General features: G+C 74.0%; 14 protein-coding genes. 9 read left to right on the forward strand and 5 right to left on the reverse strand.

The window, feature by feature from the left end:
• Nucleotides 1-25: 25 nt before the first annotated feature.
• Nucleotides 26-742, reverse strand: coding sequence for an NADPH-dependent F420 reductase (gene npdG, locus BM076_RS13890; RefSeq protein ID WP_093713807.1), 717 nt, complete (start codon nt 740-742; stop codon nt 26-28).
• Nucleotides 743-845: 103 nt separating this feature from the next.
• On the opposite strand from npdG, the gene BM076_RS13895 reads away from it, so the two are divergent.
• Together BM076_RS13895 and BM076_RS13900 are read left to right on the forward strand one after the other, a co-directional pair.
• Entirely contained in the window at nt 846-1,430 is a 585-nt protein-coding gene (locus tag BM076_RS13895) for a hypothetical protein (protein ID WP_093713808.1), read from the forward strand.
• 319 nt (nt 1,431-1,749) lie between these two features.
• Complete coding sequence (locus BM076_RS13900) at nt 1,750-3,057, forward strand: MFS transporter (protein ID WP_093713809.1); 1,308 nt, start codon at nt 1,750-1,752, stop codon at nt 3,055-3,057.
• Between the two features lie 13 nt (nt 3,058-3,070).
• Here the strand turns inward: BM076_RS13900 and BM076_RS13905 are convergent, their stop codons facing one another.
• Entirely contained in the window at nt 3,071-3,316 is a 246-nt protein-coding gene (locus BM076_RS13905) for a hypothetical protein (protein ID WP_093713810.1), read from the reverse strand.
• An 80-nt stretch (nt 3,317-3,396) separates the two neighbouring features.
• On the opposite strand from BM076_RS13905, the gene map reads away from it, so the two are divergent.
• Together map and BM076_RS13915 are read left to right on the forward strand one after the other, a co-directional pair.
• On the forward strand, nt 3,397-4,254 hold the full coding sequence (gene map, locus BM076_RS13910; protein WP_093713811.1) for a type I methionyl aminopeptidase: 858 nt from the start codon (nt 3,397-3,399) through the stop codon (nt 4,252-4,254).
• On the forward strand, nt 4,251-5,219 hold the full coding sequence (locus tag BM076_RS13915) for a hypothetical protein (RefSeq protein ID WP_093713812.1): 969 nt from the start codon (nt 4,251-4,253) through the stop codon (nt 5,217-5,219). The genes map and BM076_RS13915 overlap by 4 nt, the downstream gene beginning before the upstream one ends.
• Nucleotides 5,220-5,259: 40 nt before the next feature.
• Here the strand turns inward: BM076_RS13915 and BM076_RS13920 are convergent, their stop codons facing one another.
• The gene (locus tag BM076_RS13920; RefSeq protein WP_093713813.1) at nt 5,260-5,922 is read right to left on the reverse strand and encodes a biliverdin-producing heme oxygenase; all 663 of its coding nucleotides are present in this window, start codon (nt 5,920-5,922) and stop codon (nt 5,260-5,262) included.
• A gap of 209 nt (nt 5,923-6,131) precedes the next feature.
• On the opposite strand from BM076_RS13920, the gene BM076_RS13925 reads away from it, so the two are divergent.
• Nucleotides 6,132-6,917, forward strand: coding sequence for a bifunctional DNA primase/polymerase (locus tag BM076_RS13925; protein WP_093713814.1), 786 nt, complete (start codon nt 6,132-6,134; stop codon nt 6,915-6,917).
• Nucleotides 6,918-7,006: 89 nt separating this feature from the next.
• On the opposite strand, the gene BM076_RS13930 is transcribed toward BM076_RS13925, so the two are convergent.
• Nucleotides 7,007-8,551 carry an HtaA domain-containing protein gene (locus tag BM076_RS13930; protein WP_093713815.1) on the reverse strand — a complete coding sequence of 515 codons (1,545 nt, stop codon included), beginning with the start codon at nt 8,549-8,551 and terminating at the stop codon, nt 7,007-7,009.
• 64 nt (nt 8,552-8,615) lie between these two features.
• Nucleotides 8,616-10,079: an HtaA domain-containing protein gene (locus BM076_RS13935; RefSeq protein ID WP_093713816.1), complete on the reverse strand. Its 1,464-nt coding sequence runs from the start codon at nt 10,077-10,079 to the stop codon at nt 8,616-8,618.
• Nucleotides 10,080-10,332: 253 nt separating this feature from the next.
• Here BM076_RS13935 and BM076_RS13940 point away from each other — a divergent pair, with 253 nt between their 5' ends.
• The 4 genes from BM076_RS13940 (at nt 10,333) to ddaH (ending at nt 14,785) form a co-directional block, all read left to right on the forward strand.
• A complete protein-coding gene (locus BM076_RS13940; protein ID WP_093713983.1) occupies nt 10,333-11,388 on the forward strand; it encodes a heme/hemin ABC transporter substrate-binding protein in 1,056 nt (351 codons plus the stop codon).
• A 71-nt stretch (nt 11,389-11,459) separates the two neighbouring features.
• Nucleotides 11,460-12,503, forward strand: a complete 1,044-nt coding sequence (locus BM076_RS13945; RefSeq protein ID WP_093713984.1) for a FecCD family ABC transporter permease — start codon at nt 11,460-11,462, stop codon at nt 12,501-12,503.
• Nucleotides 12,500-13,351, forward strand: coding sequence for a heme ABC transporter ATP-binding protein (locus tag BM076_RS13950; protein ID WP_093713817.1), 852 nt, complete (start codon nt 12,500-12,502; stop codon nt 13,349-13,351). Before BM076_RS13945 ends, BM076_RS13950 begins: the two co-directional genes overlap by 4 nt.
• A 612-nt stretch (nt 13,352-13,963) precedes the next feature.
• The gene (gene ddaH / locus BM076_RS13955) at nt 13,964-14,785 is read left to right on the forward strand and encodes a dimethylargininase (RefSeq protein ID WP_366564604.1); all 822 of its coding nucleotides are present in this window, start codon (nt 13,964-13,966) and stop codon (nt 14,783-14,785) included.
• Nucleotides 14,786-14,834 lie beyond the last annotated feature (49 nt).

Here is a 14,834-nt window from a genome sequence, read left to right on the forward strand (position 1 = left end):
ATGCCCCGGCCGGCCGGTGTACGGCTCAGACGTCGGTCAGGCGCAGGCCCGCGTGGGCCTTGTAGCGGCGGTTCACCGAGATGAGGTTGGCGACCAGCGACTCGACCTGGTGGGCGTTGCGCAGCCGGCCGGCGAAGACGCCGCGCATGCCGGGGATGCGGGCGGCCAGCGCCTGCACGATGTCGGTGTCGGCGCGGACCTCGCCGAGCACCATCACATCGGTGTCGATCTCGTCGATCTCCGGGTCCTGGAGCAGCACCGCCGACAGGTGGTGGAAGGCGGCGGTCACCCGGGAGTCCGGCAGCAGGGCCGCGGCCTGCTGGGCGGCGCTGCCCTCGTCGGGCTTGAGCGCGTACGCGCCCTGCTTGTCGAAACCGAGCGGATTGACGCAGTCGACGACGAGCTTGCCGGCCAGTTCGTCGCGCAGCGACTCCAGGGTCTTGGCGTGGCCGTCCCACGGCACCGCGACGATCACGATGTCGCTGCGGCGGGCGCACTCCGCGTTGTCCGCGCCCTCGACGCCGTGGCCGAGTTCGGCGGCGGCCGACTCCGCGCGGTCGGCGCTGCGGGAGCCGATGACGACCTTCTGTCCCGACCGGGCCAGCCGGTAGGCGAGCCCGCGGCCCTGGTCGCCGGTGCCGCCGAGCACGCCCACCACCAGGCCGGACACGTCCGGCAGCTCCCACGGGTCCTTGGCCGGGGCCGGCGCGGCAGCGGTCTTCTCATCCTCAGGGGTAGTCATACCGGCGATCCTGCCAGGTCCGCGGGGGCCGCGGCAGCGGGTGCCGGTGTTCGACGGGCGTTCGGTGGTGCGGATCACTCCGGGGGCGGCAGGATGCCGTGACATGGACGCCGTACGGGTCTCGCTGCTCCGGGAGATGCTGGCCGGCACGGAGTGGCTGCGTGCCACCCGGGCCTTCGCCGGGACGCTCACCACCGCGGTGCGCCGCGGGCCCGGCGGGCTGCTGCTGGTCGGCACCGCCGCGTACGAGCCGTGGCATCTGGCCGCCCATCTCGACGAGGAGGCCGCGTGGAGCGGTCTTCCCGCGCTCTCGCCGACGCTCGTGCGGTACCGGGTGCCGCCGGGGGCGCCGGCGCACCTCGCCGTGGACCTCGGGCGGCTGGCCGCCGCCGGGCGCGGCGAGACGCTGCTCGTGGTGGCGCCCGGGGCGCCCGGCGCTCCGCTGCTGGAGCGGGTGGACTCGGCCCGGCGCTCCGGGGCGACCGTCCTCGCCCTCGGCCCCGGGGGTGACCTCGCCGGTCTGGCCCACGACGCCCTCACTCTCCCGCCCGAGCCGGCTCTCTCCCTGGACGTCGTCCAGCACCTCGTCAGCGCCGCCGCGGGGCCCCCTCCCGGGGGGCGCCGCCCCTTCCGTGACCGTCTCTCCCGTCTCGCCGACCGCCTCACCACCCCACCCCCGCGCTGGTAGCGCCCCCTCCGGGGGGCGGGGTGCCCGAGGTCTCCTGCGGAGTGCGGCGTCTTCTCGCCTGACGGCGAGCGAGGTCTTTTAGGGGCGCGGGGACGAGCGCTGCGCCGGCGGAAGTGGGTGCCCGATAGGGGCGCGGGGAACTGCGCGGCCCGCCCCCACCGGCCGGTGGTCGCAAAAACAACAGCATCTGCCCCGCTGGGGGCGGTTTTTCACCCGCAGCCCCGCGCGGGCTGAGCGCGCAGTTCCCCGCGCCCCTACGGGGCACCCACTTCCGCGGGGGCGGGAAAAGGGTTTGCCGGGGGGACGCAGGTCAGGGAGGATGCGGCCGGTGAAAAGGCGCAACCTTCTACCGGATCTGGCGCCGTGGCGCACGTCACCGGACTTCCGGCGGATGTGGGTGGCCGGAGCGGTCACGAACTTCGGCAGCTTCCTGACCTTCGTCGCCCTGCCGGTCCAGATCAAGGACCTGACCGGCTCGGCCGTCGCGGTGGGCGCGATCGGCGCGGTGGAGCTGGTGCCGCTGATCGTGTTCGGGCTGTACGGCGGCGCCCTGGCCGACGCGATGGACAGAAAGCTGCTGATCAACGCGACGGAGGCCGCCCAGGGCCTCCTCGCGGTTGCGCTGCTGGTCAACACGCTGCTGCCGCACCCGGTGGTGTGGCCGCTGTACGTGGTGGCGGCCCTGTCGAGCGCGCTGACGGGATTGCAGCGCCCGGCGCTGGACGCGATCGTGCCGCGGATCGTGGAGCGCGACCAGCTCGCCGCCGCGGCGGCGCTGAACGCGCTGCGCTGGCAGGTCGGCGCGATCGCGGGCCCGTCACTCGCGGGCCTGGTGATCGCGTACGCGGGCCTGTCGTGGGCGTACGCCGCCGACGCGGCGACCTTCGCGTTCTCGGTGGCGCTCGGCCTCGGCCTGAGCCGGTCGCCGGCCGCGCACGACGCGAAGCCGCCGTCCCTGCGCTCGATCGCGGAGGGCGCCCGTTACGCGTGGAGCCGCAAGGAGCTGCTGGGCACGTACGCGATCGACATGGCCGCGATGTTCTTCGCGTACCCGGCGGCGATCTTCCCGTTCCTGGCGGACGACCTGCACGCGCCGTGGTCGCTGGGCCTGATGTACGCGGCCGGGTCCGTGGGCTCGCTCGCGGTGAGTCTGACCAGCGGGTGGACGACGCGGGTGCACCGGCACGGCCGGATGGTGGTGTATTCGGCGGCGGGCTGGGGCCTGGCGATGGCCGCGGCGGGCTGGACGGGTCAGGTCTGGCTGGTGCTGCTGTTCCTGGGCGCGGCCGGCGGCTGCGACATGATCAGCGGCATCGGGCGCTCCACGATGTGGAACCAGACCATCCCCGACGAACTGCGCGGCCGGCTCGCCGGTATCGAGCTGCTGTCGTACTCGGTGGGCCCGCAGCTCGGCCAGTTGCGCAGTGGCAGTGTGGCGGCGCTGAGCAGTGCCCGTACGTCGGTGTGGACCGGCGGCGCGGCCTGCGCGGCGGCGGTCGTCGCGCTGGCGGCGGCGCTGCCGAAGCTGATGTCGTACGACGCGAACGACCATCCGGCCGTGCCGCAGGGCGCCGTGGAGCAGGACGCGGCGGCCGGGACGGAACAGGCACCGGCGCCCGCGGCGTGAGGCGCGTACCTGGTCAGGAGGCGGCGGGCCCGTCCTCGTCGTCCCGGTCGCCCTTGTCGTGCCAGCGCGGGTCGGTGTCCCACTGGAGATTGCGCTCGGCGGCGGTGTCCATCGCGCGCTGCGCCTCCTCCCGGGTGGCGTAGGGGCCGAAGCGGTCCTTGGCCGGGCACTCGGGGCCTTCCTCGACCTTGTGGTGCTCGATGCAGTAGAACCACTCGCCGGGCTTGCCGGCCGGCTTCTTCGCCCTGAACAGCGCCATGATCGTCTCCTGTCGTCGGGGGCGCCGAAGCGACCGCCTGCGGCCATGTTCCCCGATGCGGCGCGGATACACTCGTCGGCATGTCTGGTCAGTCGCTGCTCGTTCCCGGCAAGCTCTCCCCCACCCGGCACGTTCCGGCCTCGATCCCGCGCCCCGAGTACGTGGGCAGGCCGGGCCCGGCGCCGTACAACGGTCCCGATGTGCAGGACGCGGAGACCGTCGAGAAGATGCGGACCGCCTCGCGGATCGCGGCGCGGGCGATGGAGGCGGCGGCCGCGGCGATCGCGCCGGGCGTCACCACCGACGAACTGGACCGGATCGCCCACGAGTACATGGTGGGCCATCAGGCGTACCCGTCGGACCTGGGCTACCGCGGCTTCCCGAAGTCGCTGTGCACCTCGGTCAACGAGGTGATCTGCCACGGCATCCCGGACTCCACGGTGCTGCGCGACGGCGACATCGTGAATCTGGACGTGACGGCGTTCATCGACGGGGTGCACGGCGACTGCAATGCCACGTATTTCGTCGGCGAGGTCGCCGAGGAGTCCCGGCTGCTGGTGGAGCGCACCCGCGAGTCGCTGGAGCGGGCGATCAAGGCGGTGCGCCCCGGGCGGCAGATCAATGTGATCGGCCGGGTCATCGAGTCGTACGCCAAGCGCTTCGGATACGGCGTCGTACGGGACTTCACCGGGCACGGCATCCACACGTCGTTCCACTCCGGGCTGATCGTCCCGCACTACGACGACCCGCGCGCGACGACGGTGATGCGGCCGGGCATGACGTTCACCATCGAGCCGATGCTGACGCTGGGCACGCACGAGTACGACATGTGGGACGACGGCTGGACGGTCGTCACCAAGGACCGCAGGCGCACGGCCCAGTTCGAGCACACCCTGGTCGTCACGGCCGACGGCGCGGAGGTGCTGACGCTGCCATGAACCGCCGGGGGTTCTGCCTGGCAGCCGCCGCCACCGCGCTGGCCGTGCCGCTGACCGGATGTGTGACGGTGCACGGTGAACGCGCGGACATCCCCGCGGTACGGTCCGACGGGGCGGCGCAGGTGCTGGCGCGTTTCGCGCGGGCCAGCAACGCGGCGACGAGGGCGTACGACGAGTCGCTGATCGACGCGACCGAGTCCGGTGCGCTGGGCGACACCGACCGGGCGGGGCTGCGGGCCAAGCACGCCAACCACCCCGAGGGGAACCCGGAGTTCACGCCGCTGGTCTTCTCCGACACCCGGTTCCTGGTGCCGAGGCAGCGCGGCTGGCCGAAGTTCTTCGTCGCGGACACGGCGACCAATCGCGGCGCCGACCGCTGGCTGCTGGTCTTCCGCCGGTTCGCGGCCGGCGATCCGTGGAAGGCGTCCTTCCTCGCGGTGCTGCCCGCGGACGCGCTGCCCGCGCCGGCCACCGACAAGGACGGGCATGTGCTGCCGCTGCCGCTGTCGGGCACCGATCTGCTGGTGCAGCCGGGCCGGTTGAGCGCCGCGTACAGCTCGTACCTCCAACAGGCCGCGGACGCGCCGCCGTTCGCCGACGGGCCGTCGACCTCGCAGCAGCTGGCGGGGCGGGACAAGAACCGGCGGACCGCCAACTCGGTGACGCAGTACGCCGATCAGCCCGCCGACGGCGGCGACTTCACCCCGGTCGCGCTGCGCACGAAGGACGGCGGCGCGCTGGTCTTCTTCGCCGGCCGCCACCAGACCCGCGCCACGTACCGCGAGGGCTACCGCCTGACGATCGACCAGGACACCCAGGCCCTGATGACCGGCACCCCCCGCACCTCCGTCACCCTCTCCCGCCTCGGCCAGCAGGCGGTGACGGTCCCGCCCGCCGACGCCCCAGGCGCCAAGGTGACGGTCCTCAGCCGCCTGGCGGGCCTGGTTGCCGCCACCGGCGCGTAGCCGCCCCTCAAGGGGGCGCGGCCCCGCACCCCAAAATGCCTCAGGCGCTCAGGGTGAAGGCTTCGCCCAGTTCGCGGAAGACCGCGATGTTCAGGGCGAAAGCGGTGCGGCACTCTTCGACGACGCGGCGGCGTTCGAGTTCGTCGGCGGGGAGGGCGTCGAGGAGGTCGCGGTATTCGCGCTTGAAGGCGGCGGGGTTGTCGATGCCGTCGAAGACGTAGAAGCGGACACCGTCGCCCTTGCGGGCGAAGCCCCAGGTCTTCTCGGCGACGCCGCGGACGACCTGGCCGCCGGAGAGGTCGCCGAGGTAGCGGGTGTAGTGGTGGGCGACATAGCCGGCCGGCCAGGTGGCGGCGACCTCGGTGATGCGGGCGGCGTAGCGGGCGGTGGCGGGCAGCGGGGTCGCGCGGTCCTGCCAGCCGGCGCCGAGGAGGTGTTCGAGGTCCTGCTCCAGGGCGCCGACGCGCAGCAGTTCGGTGCGGGTGAAGGGCGCCGCCACCGGGTCGTCGGCGAGCAGCCGGGCACCGTCCTCCAGGGCGCGGTAGACGTACCAGAGCTGCTCGGTGTAGCGCGCGTACGCCTCGACGCCGAGCCGCCCGCCGAGCAGGTCGCCCATGAAGGGCGAGTCGTGCGCCTCCTGGTGCTGGTCGCGGCTGGCGGCGCGGATCACGGCGGAGAACGAGGACGCGTCGGGCGTGGGCATGGAAACCTCCAGGTCAAGGCTGCGAAGCTGCCTCGATACTCCCAACTTAGGCTTACCTAAGTCAATGGCTTGCCGACAACTTGTCGGAAACGGTCGTCCCGGGAACACTTCCACCCCGGGTGGGTGTTCATTCCTGGCAAGAGGGAGGATGTCCTCCACCGTCCGCGTACCGTGGTCCGCGGGACGGGTGTGGCGAGGAAAGGAGCCCGATGGCAGGCAAGAGCAGGGTGTCCGACTGGTTGCGCCGCCGGTCCGAGAACGCTTCGGGTTCCGGCCGGTCCGCACGGGCCGCCGCCCCGGACGACCTGCGCCGCGACGAGTTGATCCAGGCCGCCGTCGCCGCCTCGTACCCCGTCGCACCGGCCGTGCATCCCGAGGGCTTCGGCTGTTCCTGCGACCGCATCGGCTGTCACATCCCCGGTGTGCACCCCGTCTCGCAGGCGTGGCAGACGCAGGCGAGCACCGACCCGCAGCGCGTCGCCCAGTGGCTCGACGGCCAGCCGCTCGCCAACTTCATCACCGCCACCGGCCTCAACCACGACGTCCTTGACGTGCCCGCGCAGGCGGGCCGGCTCGCGCTGGAGCGGCTGTCCGCCGACAGCGCCACCGCGGGCCCGGTGGCCCTCCAGGGCGAGGACCGGATGCTGTTCTTCACCGCCACCCGCGGCACCCCCGCCGACGAGGACGAGTGGTGGCCGTGCGCGCTGGACTGCAATCCGGAGACCGCCGACGAGCACCCCGGCATCCGCTGGCACTGCCGCGGCAGTTATGTGCTGCTGCCGCCGGCCAGGCTGCCGTCCGGCGGCACCGTCTCCTGGCTCCCCGGCCTCGGCCCCGACCTTCCGCTGCCCGACCCGCTGCCGGTGCTCGGCATCCTCAGCGACGCGTGCGCGCAGCTCGACGACGGCGGCGACGGCACCGAACGCGCCGACCGCGCCGACGTCGCGGGTGACACCGACGACGCCCGGCCCGAGCCGGCCGTCTGGAGCCGCTGAACCCTTTCGCCACCCGCGGCCCCCGCACCCCCGGAAGGGTGCGGGGGCCGCGGCGTCGGCCGGCGCCCGGGGGGCCACGGTCCGGACGGTCAGGCCGTCGGGGTGGTGGTGCGGCGGCGGGCCGCCGTGACGGTGGCCGCGGCGCCGGTCAGGACGAGGGCGCCGGCCGCGGCGAGCAGGGCGGCCGAGGGCGTACCGGAGCCGGTGGAGGCCAACTCGCCACCGTCGGGGCCGAAGTCGCCGGTGCCGCCGACCGTACTGCCGGAACCGCCGGTCGTACCGCCAGAGGTGCCGCCGGAGCCGCCGGTGGTCGCGGCGGCGTCGGTCGGGCTCGCAGTCGGGGCGCCGGTCGGCAGGGTCGCGTCGGCGTCGAGGGAGACCGCGACCGTCACCGGGTCGAGGGCGTCGCCCGCCTTGTAGAAGCCGCCGAAGACCTTCGCGCCGTCCGCGGTGAGCGCGGCCGCCGCGGCCGGGACGGTCACGACGTCGCCCTTCACGGTCGGCGCGACACCGCTGAGCGTGGCCACGGCGATGTCGTCGTACTCGGTGACCTTGCCGGTGGTCATGTCCTTGCTGGACACGTCCGCGGTGAGGGTGCCGGTGCCGCCCTTGGTCGTCACCTTGAGGTCGCCGAACTTCAGGTCGAGGGCGTACGTGCCCTGCTGGAGGTGGCCGAGGAAGCGGACGGCGCCGGAGAAGGACGCGTTGAGGGTCTTGCTGTCGGCGGTCCAGCTGCCGGTGCCCTTGGGGAAGCGGTAGCCGGCCGAGCCGGTGGTCGCGCCGTCGGTGAGTTCGACCTTGCCGTCGGCGATCGGGCCGGTGACGTAGGTGCGGAAGGACTCCTTGACGCCCCAGTCGAGATTGCCGTCCACGACGGCGGCGGGCTTGCCGGGTTCGGCGGGCGCCGTGGTGGTGGGGTCGGTGCCCGGCGTGGTGGTGGCGCCCGTGGTGGGCGGCGTCGTGGGCGCGGTGGTCGGGGGCGTGGTGGGCGGCGTGGTCGGCGGTGTCGTGGTCGGGGCGGCGCCCGGCACCACCGACAGGTTCGCCGGGTCAAGCACCGTACCGGCCTGGTACATGCCGTTGAAGGCGCTCGCGCCGTCCGCGGTCAGGGTGGCGGGGATGCCGTCGAAGGTCATCGCGCCGCCCGCGCCGCTGCCGGGCCGGACGGCCGACAGGTCGAGGGTGGCGAAGGACACGTCGTCCGAGGTGCTGCCCGCGGCGGTCACGTCGGCGGTGATCGTGCCGGTGGTGCCGACGGTGGCGACCTTGAGGTCGGCGAGCGTGATGTCGAAGCCGTGCAGGGTGGACTTGAACTCCACGCTGCCGTCGAAGGCGACCTTCACCCCGTGGGTGGTGGTGTCGTACGTGCCCTCGCCGTTGCTGAAGCGGAAGGTGCCGTCGGCGTTGGTGCTCGCGCCGTCGGCGGTGGTGATGGTGCCCGCGGCGATGCCGGTCACGTACGAGCGGAACGACTGCTTGACGCCCCAGTCGAAGGTGCCGCCGGTCAGCGGCAGGGTCGGGGACGACGGCGAGTCGGCGGCGGCGAAGGCCGGGACCAGCAGGGCGGTGGCCGCGCCGGCCGTGGCGGTGGCTATGGCCAGGGCGAGCGCGCGGGAACTGCGGCGGGCGGTCATGGGGTGTCTGCTCCTTGCGTGGGATGGGCCTTCTGGCGATGCGTGAGGGGTGGGTGACGCGGCGTCAGTCACCTTGTGCGGTACGGCGTTTGCGCCGTACGACGGTGATGACGGCCGCTGCCGCCAGCGCGGCGACCGCCGCGGAGCCGCCGGCCAGCAGACCGACGGGCGTGCCGTCGTCGTGGCTGTCGGCGGCGGACGCGGTACGGGGCGCGGCGGGTGCGGTGCTCGGTCCGGTGGACGCCGCCGGGGTGGCGGACGCCGTGGGGCCGGTGCCGATGTCGGGCAGCGCGGGGAGGACCGCCGCCTTGTCGAGGGCGACGGAGAGGGTGAGCGGGTCCATCGAAGTTCCCGCGGTGTAGAGGCCGTTGAACTTCTTCGCGCCCTGCGCGGTCAGGACGGTCGGCGCCTCGGTGACGGAGAGCAGGCCCTTCTTCGACGCGAGCGTCTTGGGGGCCGCGAAGGTGACGAAGGGCTCGCCGTCCGCGTACAGCGTGCCCTTGCCGCCGGCGACGGTGACGCGGACCGCGGTGAGCGTCAGGTCGAGGCCGTACGTGCCGTCCGCGCCGCGCAGCCCGAGGAAGCGCAGGGTGCCGCCGAACCGGGCGTCCAGGGAATGGTGTTGGGTGTCGTACGTGCCGCGGCCGGCGCCGAAGCGGAAGAGGGCGCCGCCGTCCCGGGCGCCGTCCGACAGCTCCCAGCGGCCCTTGGCGATGTCGCCGGTCACGTACTCCCGGAAGGTGCGGCGCACTCCCCAGTCAACGGCGGCGTCGACGACCTTGCCGGATACGGCAGTTGAGGTGGCGGTCGGTTTGCCCGATGCCGTGGTGGGCGGCGCCGCGGGTTTCGTGGTCGGCGCCGACGCGGTGCGCAGATTCGCCGAGAGGCTGACCGGGTCCAGTTGCGTACCGGCGGTGTAGTAGCCGGCGAAGGCGCGGGCGCCCTGTGCGGTGAGGGTGGCCGGGATGCCGGTCAGCGTGATCGTCGGACCGGTCACCCCGCGGGTGCTGACGCCGCCGAGGGCGAGCGAGGCGAGCGGCACCTGGGCGGTCGTGGTGAACTTTCCGGAGTCCTTGTCCTTGCTGCGCATGTCGGCGTAGAGGGTGCCGTGGCCGCCGGAGATCCGGACGGTGGGGCGGCTGATCGTGAGGTCGAGCACATAGCTGCCGTTGCTCTGCCGGTGGCCGAGGAAGTGGACGCCGCCGGCGAAGGCGGCGGTCAGCGCGCCACTGCCCGGGTCGTACGAACCCTGCGCGGAGGGGAAGCGGAACTGGTCGCTGCCGACCGTGCCCGCGCTCCCCGTCAGCTGCCAACTCCCCTTGGCGATGGGGCCGGTGACATAGCTCTGGAACGACGCCTTGATCCCCCAGTCCAGCCGGCCGCCGGCCACGGCGCGGCTCCCTTCGGCCGCGTACGCGCGCGGCGCGGGCAGTGCCGCGCTCGCGCCGAGCAGCACGGCGCCCACGGCCGCCGCGGCGACGGCGAACCGCCCCGTACGGCGTACGCGGGCATGACGGAACAACGGCATGGACCCCTCCCGGGCTGGCGAACTCAGGTAAGGCTAACCTAAGCTAAACGCGATTCGGCGGGAACCCTCCCGCTCAGCGCTTCGTACGCGGCGCGCGGCCGGTCACCAGGACGGACGCGGCCGGTGCGCGGCGGCACCACGGAACGACGGATCGACGGAACGACAAGGGGCGGGAGCACACGTGCAGACAGAGACCGACCACCGGCCCCCGCCCCCGGAACCGGACCCCCGCGCGACGGAAGCACGCGCGTCCGTGCCCGCCGCACCCGTACGCCGGAAGCGGCCGGCCACCGTGGCCGCGCTGCTGGCGGCGGTGCTCGCGCTCGTCCTCGGCGCGTGCGGGGGCGGTGGCGGCGGTGCGTCCGGTACGTCGTCCTCCGGCAAGGACGGCTCGGACAAGGGGAGTTCGGCGACGGCCGCCGCCGACCGGATCGAGCCGCTCGGCGGCCCGGCGCCGACGCCTGTACTGCCCGCGACGGTGGCCTCGGCCGACGGCCGCAAGGTGACGGTGCGGTCGACCGACCGGATCGTGCCGCTGACCGGCGGCCTGTCGGAGATCGTCTTCACGCTGGGCCTGGGCAAGGACGTGGTGGCCCGGGACATCACCGCGACCTTCCAGCAGGCGGCGAAGCTGCCGCTGGTGACCCGGGCGCACGACGTGTCCGCCGAAGGCGTGCTGTCGCTGCACCCCGGCCTCGTCCTCGCCGAGGACAGCACAGGACCGGCCGAGGCGATCCAGCAGATCCGCGCCGCGGGCGTCCCGCTGGTGATCGTCAAGACGGCGACGTCGCTGGACGACGTGGGCCCCCGGATCGACGCGGTGGCCGCGGCGCTCGGCGTACGGCCGGCCGGCGACAAGCTGCGGGAGCGCACGGCGCAGCGGATCGCCGCCGTGCGCAAGGCGATTCCGGCCGCGGCGGACAAGCCGCGGGTGGCCTTCCTCTATCTGCGCGGCACCGCGTCGGTCTACCTGATCGGCGGCCGCGGCTCCGGCGCCGACTCGCTGATCGCCGCCGCGGGCGGCGAGGACGCCGGGGTCGCCTCGGGCCTGGACAAGGACTTCACGCCGATCACCAGCGAGGCGCTGGTGAAGGCCGCGCCCGATGTGATCCTCGTGATGACCAAGGGCCTGGAGTCGGTCGGCGGCGTCGACGGCCTGGAGAAGGTCCCCGGTGTCGCCCAGACCCCCGCGGGCCTCGACCGCCGGGTCGTCGCGATCGACGACGGCACCCTGCTCAACTTCGGCCCCCGCACCGACGTCGTCCTGCGCCAACTGGCCGACGGCATCCACCGCAAGGCCGCGCAGTGACGGCGACGGCGCCGCGCGAGGACGACCGCACGACCGCGCCGCCGGTCGAAATCATCGGCGGCAAAAGCCGTATGACGGACCGTCACATACGGCCGCGCACCGTCTGGTTGACGGCCGGCCTGGCCGTCGCGCTGCTCGCGCTGAGCGTGCTGTCGGCCGGTATCGGCGCGTACGGGATACCGGCCGGGGACGTGCTCGCCTCGGTGGCGCACCGCTGCGGTCTCGGCGGCCACCGGCTGGACCGGGTCGCCGAATCGGTGCTGTGGGACGTACGGCTGCCGCGCATCGTGCTCGCGCTGCTGGTCGGCGGGTCGCTGGGGTGCGCGGGGGCGCTGATGCAGGGGGTGTTCGGCAATCCGCTCGCCGAGCCGGGTGTCATCGGCATCTCGTCCGGCGCCGCGGTCGGCGCCGTCGGCTCGATCGCGCTCGGCCTGTCCTTCGCGGGTTCCTGGACGGTGACGGTGTGCGCTTTCGCCGCCGGACTGCTGACCGTCCTCGTCGTCTACGGCCTGTCCCGGTCCGGCGGCAGGACCGAAGTCGTCACCCTCGTCCTCACCGGCATCGCCGTCAACGCCTTCGCGGGCGCGCTGATCGGCCTGTTCATCTTCGTCGCGGACAACGCCCAGCTCACCCAGATCACCTTCTGGCAGCTCGGTTCGCTCGCCCAGGCGACCTGGCCCAAGGTGCTCGCGGTGCTGCCGTGCGCGGCGGCCGGGCTCGGCGCCGCGCCGTTCTTCGCCCGCCGCCTCGACCTGCTCGCGCTCGGCGAGCGCCAGGCCCGGCACCTCGGGGTGGACGTCGAACGGCTGCGGATCGCCGCGGTCCTGGTCGTCGCGCTGCTCACGGCCGCCGCCGTCGCGGTCGCCGGGATCATCTCCTTCGTCGGGCTCGTCGTGCCCCATCTGCTGCGGATGGCCGCGGGCCCCGGGCACCGCTTCCTGGTGCCGGGCAGCGCGCTCGGCGGCGCGCTCGTGCTGGTCGCGGCCGACCTCGCCGCCCGTACGCTCGCCTCGCCCGCGGAACTGCCGCTCGGGGTGCTCACCGCGCTGATCGGCAGCCCCTTCTTCTTCTGGCTGCTGCGCAGGACCCGCGGCCGGCAGGGAGGCTGGGCATGAGGCGGCTCTCCCTGCGCGCCCGGCCGGACCTTCCGCCGCCGCCCGCGCCCGGCGACGTCCTCGCCGAGGCCCACGGTCTGGTCGTACGGCTCGGGGGGCGGCCGGTGCTCGACGGGGTCGACCTCACCGTCCGGGCCGGCGAGGTGCTCGCCCTTGTCGGGCCCAACGGCGCCGGCAAGTCCACGCTGCTCGGCGCGCTCGCGGGTGATGTGCCCGCCGACGGCGGGGGCGTACGGGTCGGCGGCGCGCCGGTCGGCGAACGGTCCGCGCGGCAGCTCGCGCTGCGGCGGGCCGTGCTGCCGCAGTCCTCGCCGCTCGCCTTTCCCTTCACCGCCGAGGAGGTCGTCCGGATGGGGCGGGCGCCGTGGGCGGGCACGGCTCTCGCCGACGAGGACGACGCCGCGGTCGCGGCGGCCCTGGCCGCCACCGAGGCGGCCGGCTTCGCCGGCCGGGCCTTTCCCGCGCTTTCCGGGGGTGAGCGGGCGCGGGTCGCCCTCGCGCGGGTCCTCGCGCAGCGTGCGCCGCTCCTTCTTCTGGACGAGCCGACCGCCGCGCTCGATGTGCGGCACCAAGAGCTTGTTCTCCGGGTGTGCCGGGAGCAGGCCGCGCTCGCGCGCGGGGTCGTCGTCGTGCTCCACGACCTCGGGCTCGCCGCCGCGCACGCCGACCGCGTCGCCCTCCTCTCCCACGGTTCCCTCGTCGCCTCCGGCCCGCCCTCCTCCGTCCTCACCCCGGCCCGTCTCTCCGCCCTCTACCACCACCCGATCGAAGTCCTCCCCCACCCCCACGGGGGTGCCCCCGTGATCCTCCCCGTCCGGGGACCGTCAAAGGACTCGGGCGCCCGATAGCGGCGCGGGGACGCCGCGCTGCCCTTGCGGAGGAGGGTGCCCGATAGGGGCGCGGGGACGCCGCGCTGCCCTTGCGGAGGAGGGTGCCCGATAGGGGCGCGGGGAACTGCGCGGCCCGCCCCCACCGGCCGGTGGTCGCAAGAACAACAGCGTCTGCCCCGCTGGGGGCGGTTTTTCGCCTGAAGGCGCGCTACGGCTGGGCGCGCAGTTCCCCGCGCCCCTGATGGGTTGCCCCCTTCCGCAAGGTGCGGGCAAAGGGCCGCGCCCCTGAGGGTGAACGTCATCCGCACAGAGCGGGCACGGGGGCCGCCCCCCATCGGGCGCCCCTCCTCCGCAGAGGTGCGGGCACAGGGGCCGCGCCCCGAAAGACCTCGCTCGCCGTCGGGCGAGAAGGCACCCCACCCCCGGAGGGGTACCGCACTCCGCAGGAGGGGCGCCGACCTCCGCGCGAGGGGAACCGTTCTCCGCACGCGCGGGACGGGACAAAGGGGCGCAGCCCCTTTGTGGTGCGGGGCCCCAGCCGGAGGCGCACAATCAGCGATACGCGAACGCATTCCGGTGGGCCGACCGTCCGCCGGAGGCGGCCCTTCACCACCCCTCGAGGAGCCCGATTTGCGCACTGCGACCCCTCGCCGGTATCTGATGTGCCCACCGGCGCACTTCCGTGTGACGTACTCCATCAACCCGTGGATGGACCCGACGAAGCCGGTCGACCCGGCCCTGGCACTGTTCCAGTGGGAGGACCTGCGCGACCGTTACCGGGCGCTCGGCCACACCGTGGAGCTGCTCGACCCGGTGCCGGACCTGCCGGACATGGTGTTCGCGGCGAACGGCGCGACCGTCGTGGACGGCAAAGTGCTGGGAGCACGGTTCGCGAATCCGGAGCGCGAGGCGGAGGCGCCCGCGCACCTGGCGTGGTTCAGGAGCAACGGCTTCCCCGACCCGCGCGAGCCGGTGCACATCAATGAGGCGGAGGGCGACTTCGCCGTCACCTCGACGTGGATCCTGGCGGGCCAGGGCTTCCGCAGCAGCCCGCTGTCGCACTCGGAGGCGCAGGAGTTCTTCGGCCGCCCGGTGATCGGTCTTGAGCTGACCGACCCGCGCTACTACCACCTGGACACCGCGCTGGCCGTCCTGGACGACGCGCGGGACGAGATCATGTACTACCCCGGCGCCTTCTCCCCCGGCAGCCGCGCGGTGCTGGCCCGGCTGTTCCCGGACGCGCTGCTGGCCACCGACCGGGACGCGGCGGCGCTCGGCCTCAACGCGGTGAGCGACGGCCGCAATGTGCTGCTGCCGCGCACGGCGGGCGGCCTGCTCGGCCCGCTGCGCGAGCGCGGCTTCGAACCGGTCCCGGTGGACATGTCGGAGCTGCACAAGGCGGGCGGCAGCGTGAAGTGCTGCACCCAGGAGCTGCGCCCGCCGGCGCCGTAGCGCGTCGCGCCGTAGGGCGTCGGGGCACCGCCGCGTCACCGGCAGCCCG

Source organism: Actinacidiphila alni (genome assembly GCF_900112845.1).
GTDB classification, from domain to species: Bacteria; Actinomycetota; Actinomycetes; order Streptomycetales; family Streptomycetaceae; genus Actinacidiphila; species Actinacidiphila alni.